Raw genomic sequence first — 4,522 nt, 5'->3', positions numbered from 1 at the left:
CTGACCTTCACCGGTCTGGTCGTCGGCGCCATCTACTCCCTCTTCGCCCTCGGCTACACCCTCGTCTACGGCGTGCTGCGCCTGATCAACTTCGCCCACTCCGAGGTCTTCATGTGGGGCAGCTTCGCGGCCGTCTGGGTCATGATGGCCCTGGGCGCCCGCGAGGGGATGTCCGTCCCCGCGGCCGTCGGGCTGCTGCTGCTCGCCCTGCTGGCCGCGATGGCGGTCAGCGGCGGGGTGGCGCTGCTCGTGGAGAAGGTGGCCTACGCCCGGCTGCGGCGCAAGAACGCCCCGCCGCTGGTGGCGCTCATCTCCGCCATCGGCGCCTCCTTCGTCCTCGCCGAGGCCATGGGCCTGCGCGACCGGGTCGCCTCCTGGGTGGGGCTGGACACCGTCCTGGCCCCCTACGTCGCCCGCGCCCGCGACGTCACGCGGTTCACCAACCCGCTGCCCAACGTGACCTTGTTCGAGGTCGCCGGGTTCGGCGTCCGCAGCAACCAGGTCATCGTGCTCGTCGCGGCGATCCTCATGATGGTGGCCCTCGACCAGTTCGTGCGCCGCTCGCGGCTGGGTCGCGGCGTGCGGGCGGTCTCCCAGGACCCCGAGGCCGCCGCGCTGATGGGCATCAACCGCGACCGCGTCATCCAGCTCACCTTCCTGCTCGGTGGTCTGATGGCCGGCGCCGCAGCGCTGCTGTACCTCATGCACATCGGGGTGACCCGGTTCAACGTCGGCTTCATCCTCGGCATCAAGGCGTTCACCGCCGCCGTCCTCGGCGGCATCGGCAACATCCGCGGCGCGCTCGCAGGCGGCCTCGTCCTCGGGCTCGCGGAGAACTACGGCTCCCAGATCTTCGGCACGGAGTGGAAGGACGTGGTGGCCTTCCTGCTGCTCGTCGTGGTCCTGCTCTTCCGGCCCACGGGCCTGCTCGGGGAGTCCCTCGGAAAGGCGCGCGCATGAGCACCGCAGCTGCGAACCCCACCGCCGGCCGGCGCCGGCCGGCGTCCTCCCGCGGCCTGCGCGCCGCCCTGCTCGTGGTGCTGGCGCTGTTCCTCTACGCGCTGCCGCTGCTGAACCTGCCGATCATCTCCACGCCCGCCAGCGACTTCCGCGCCGTGCTGTTCACGGTGGCCTCCTACGCGCTCGTCGCGCTCGGCCTGAACATCGTGCTGGGCTACGCCGGCCTGCTCGACCTGGGCTACGTCGGCTTCTACGCCATCGGCGCCTACACCGTCGGCGTCTTCGGCTCGCTGCACGGCACGCTCCCGTTCTGGCTGCTCATCGTGCTGGCCGTGTGCATCTCCACCGCCTCGGGCCTGCTGCTGGGCGCACCGACGCTGCGGGTGCGCGGGGACTACCTGGCGATCGTCACGCTCGGCTTCGGCGAGATCATCCGCCTGGTCGCCCTGAACTCCGAGTGGCTCAACGGCGCCCGCGGCATCCAGGGCGTGCCCCGCCCGCCCAGCGTGGAGCTGTTCGAGGTGAACCCCCTGACGTGGGACGGCTTCACCGCCTACGTCGACCTGGGCGAGACGTCCGTCTTCATGAAGTTCGGGCTGCTCGACGCGACGCCGTACTACTGGCTCGTCCTCACGGTGATCATCCTGGTCCTGTTCGGCGACGTCCTGCTGCAGCGCAGCCGGGTGGGCCGGGCCTGGGAGGCGACCCGCGAGGACGAGGAGGCCGCCGAGCTCAACGGCGTGCCCACCTTCCGGTTCAAGCTGCTCGCCTTCGCGATGGGCGCCTTCATCGGCGGTCTGTCCGGGGCGCTGTTCGCGGCGCGGCAGGGCTCGATCAACCCCGAGCCGTTCGTCATCCAGCTGTCCATGCTCTTCCTCGCCGCGGTCGTCATCGGCGGGCAGGGCAACCGCTGGGGCGCGCTGGTCGGTGCGGTCGTCGTGGCCTACCTGCCCGAGCGCTTCCGCGAGGCCGCGGAGTTCCGCGTCCTCATCTTCGGGGTGGCGCTGCTGCTGCTGGCCAACTTCCGCCCGCAGGGCCTGCTGCCGCCGCGGCGCGCGAAACGCGCCAAGGCGGCCTCCGAACAGATCGCCCAGCTCGAGGAAGGAGCGGCCCGTGGCTGAGACGACGCTCTCCTCCACCCCCGCCCCCGCAGCCGGGGCGAGCCCGCTGCTGCGGATGGAGAAGGTCACGCTGCGCTTCGGCGGCGTCGTGGCCCTCGACGACGTCAGCTTCGAGATCCAGCAGGGCGAGATCCTCGGCCTGATCGGGCCCAACGGCGCGGGCAAGACGACGTGCTTCAACGCCCTCACCGGCGTCTACCAGCCCACCTCCGGGCAGGTGGTCTTCGACGGCCTGCCGCTGGGGCGGCGCAAGCGCTACCAGATCAACCGGATGGGCATCGCGCGGACGTTCCAGAACATCCGGCTCTTCCAGAACATGACGGCGCGGGAGAACGTCCTGGTCGGCGCCGACGCCCACCACCGCACCGGGGTGCTCTCCGCGCTGCTGCGCCTGCCGCGCCACCGGCGGGAGGAGGCCGAGGGGCACCGGCTGGCCGACGAGCTGCTGGAGCTGATGGACCTGGCCCACCGCGCCGACGACCTCGCGCGCAACCTCTCCTACGGCGAGCAGCGCCGCCTGGAGATCGCCCGCGCGCTGGCCACCAAGCCGAAGCTGCTGTGCCTGGACGAGCCGGCCGCGGGCTTCAACCCCGTGGAGAAGCAGCGGCTGATGGACCTCATCCGCACCGTGCGGGACCGGGGCAACACCGTGCTGCTCATCGAGCACGACATGCGCCTGGTGATGGGCGTGACCGACCGGATCGTCGTGCTGGAGTTCGGCAAGAAGATCGCCGAGGGACGGCCCGAGCAGATCCAGAACGATCCCGCGGTCATCGCGGCCTACCTGGGGGTCGAGGACGACGATGCCTGACACGACCGGCACGGCGACGGGCGGCGCGAAGGGCGAGGACCTTCTCGTCGTGGAGGACCTCTGCGTCAACTACGGGCGCATCGAGGCCATCCGCGACGTCTCCTTCCGCGTCCCGCGGGGGAACATCGCCACCCTCATCGGAGCCAACGGCGCCGGCAAGACGACGACGCTGAAGACGATCTCCGGCCTGCGCAGCGTGCGGGCCGGCCGGATCCTCTTCGAGGGCGAGGACATCACCAAGGTGCCCTCGCACAAGCTCGTGCAGCGCGGCATCTGCCAGTCCCCGGAGGGGCGCGGCATCTTCCCCGGCATGACCGTCGAGGAGAACCTCGACATGGGCGCCTACACCCGCACCGACCGGCGCTCGGGCGCGATCCGGCAGGACCAGGAGCGCGTCTACACGCTGTTCCCCCGCCTGCTGGAGCGGCGCACCCAGTCCGCGGGCACCATGTCCGGCGGCGAGCAGCAGATGCTGGCCATCGGCCGGGCCCTGATGTCCAGGCCGAAGCTGCTGCTGCTGGACGAGCCGTCGATGGGGCTGGCCCCCAAGCTCATCCAGCAGATCTTCACGATCATCCGGGAGATCAACGCCCAGGGCACGACGGTGCTGCTGGTGGAGCAGAACGCCATGCAGGCGCTGCGCACCGCCGACGTCGCCTACGTCCTGGAGACGGGGCAGGTCGTGCGGGAGGGCACCGGCGAGGAGCTCGCCGCCGACGACAGCGTCAAGGCGGCCTACCTCGGCGGCGACGTCTAGGCGTCGACCCACCTCCTCGACACACCTGCACGGCGGGCCGGTCCTCCCCGGGGCCGGCCCGCCGCGCTGTCCGACGTGGTGGTCCGACGTGGTGCTCCGACGTTGAACGACCGAGCGTGATCATGAGGATGCGCAGCGTCGACGACACGCGGGAGCGCGGCGCCGATCGGCCCACCGGGTGTTCACGGACCATTTACGGAGGCCGTCGGGCGTCTTAGAGTCGGCTCCGGCCGCCTCCGGCGGCCGTGGGCACGGGGGCCTGGTCGTTCGAGGAGGACGCTGTGGCACGACCTCCGGTGGAGGTTCGTCTGGCTACCACCGCAGACGTTGACGCGCTCGTCGAGCTGTACGCGCAGGCCCGCTACGACCAGGCGCAGCTGCGCCTGCCCGCGGAGCAGGTCCGCTCCCGCCTGGAGCAGGCCTTGCGCGAGGGCACCGTGCGGGTCCTGCTCGCCCTCGTGGGCACCCGCCCGGCCGGCTACGCGCTGCTCAGCCAGCGGCCCCTGCTGCCCCTCACCCCGGCCTCCACGCCCTGCCTGGAACACCTGCACGTCGTCTCCGAGCTGCGCCGGCGCGGCGTCGGGCGCGCCCTGATGCGCCGGGCGCTGGCCATGGCGCAGGAGGACGGCGCGGAGGAGCTGTCCTGCACGGTCCTGCCCCACGACCGGGAGTACACGCGCTACATGGCGCGCCTGGGTTTCGCGCCCGTCGTGGTGCGCCGCGCGGTGCCGCTGGCCGTGCTGCGCCGGCGCCTGCTGGGGGAGGACACCCACGGTGCCACCGAGGACGTGCTGGCCCGCCGCCGCTCGCTGCGCGGTCGCCTCGCCCGCGCCCACGCCGCCGTGACCGCCCCGTCGGTGGCGGCGGGTCAGG

Annotated in this window: 5 protein-coding genes; all 5 read left to right on the top strand. The window is 72.0% G+C overall.

The genetic code is table 11. The features are described 5' to 3' along the window. Entirely contained in the window at positions 1-960 is a 960-nt protein-coding gene (locus ABEB16_RS18595) for a branched-chain amino acid ABC transporter permease (protein ID WP_345713700.1), read from the top strand. Further along, positions 957-2,081 carry a branched-chain amino acid ABC transporter permease gene (locus ABEB16_RS18590; protein ID WP_345713699.1) on the top strand — a complete coding sequence of 375 codons (1,125 nt, stop codon included), beginning with the start codon at positions 957-959 and terminating at the stop codon, positions 2,079-2,081. Before ABEB16_RS18595 ends, ABEB16_RS18590 begins: the two co-directional genes overlap by 4 nt. A 55-nt stretch (positions 2,082-2,136) precedes the next feature. After that, positions 2,137-2,892, top strand: coding sequence for an ABC transporter ATP-binding protein (locus ABEB16_RS18585; protein ID WP_345713701.1), 756 nt, complete (start codon positions 2,137-2,139; stop codon positions 2,890-2,892). Next, a complete protein-coding gene (locus ABEB16_RS18580; protein WP_345713698.1) occupies positions 2,885-3,649 on the top strand; it encodes an ABC transporter ATP-binding protein in 765 nt (254 codons plus the stop codon). Before ABEB16_RS18585 ends, ABEB16_RS18580 begins: the two co-directional genes overlap by 8 nt. A gap of 281 nt (positions 3,650-3,930) precedes the next feature. Then, positions 3,931-4,522: GNAT family N-acetyltransferase (locus ABEB16_RS18575; protein ID WP_345713697.1), on the top strand; the 592-nt coding region annotated here is incomplete at its 3' end.

It is taken from the genome of Kineococcus glutinatus, assembly GCF_039542765.1.
Lineage (GTDB): Bacteria > Actinomycetota > Actinomycetes > Actinomycetales > Kineococcaceae > Kineococcus_A > Kineococcus_A glutinatus.
The sequence above is the reverse complement of the archived record's forward strand: the minus strand, read 5'-3'. Positions and strand labels throughout refer to the sequence as shown.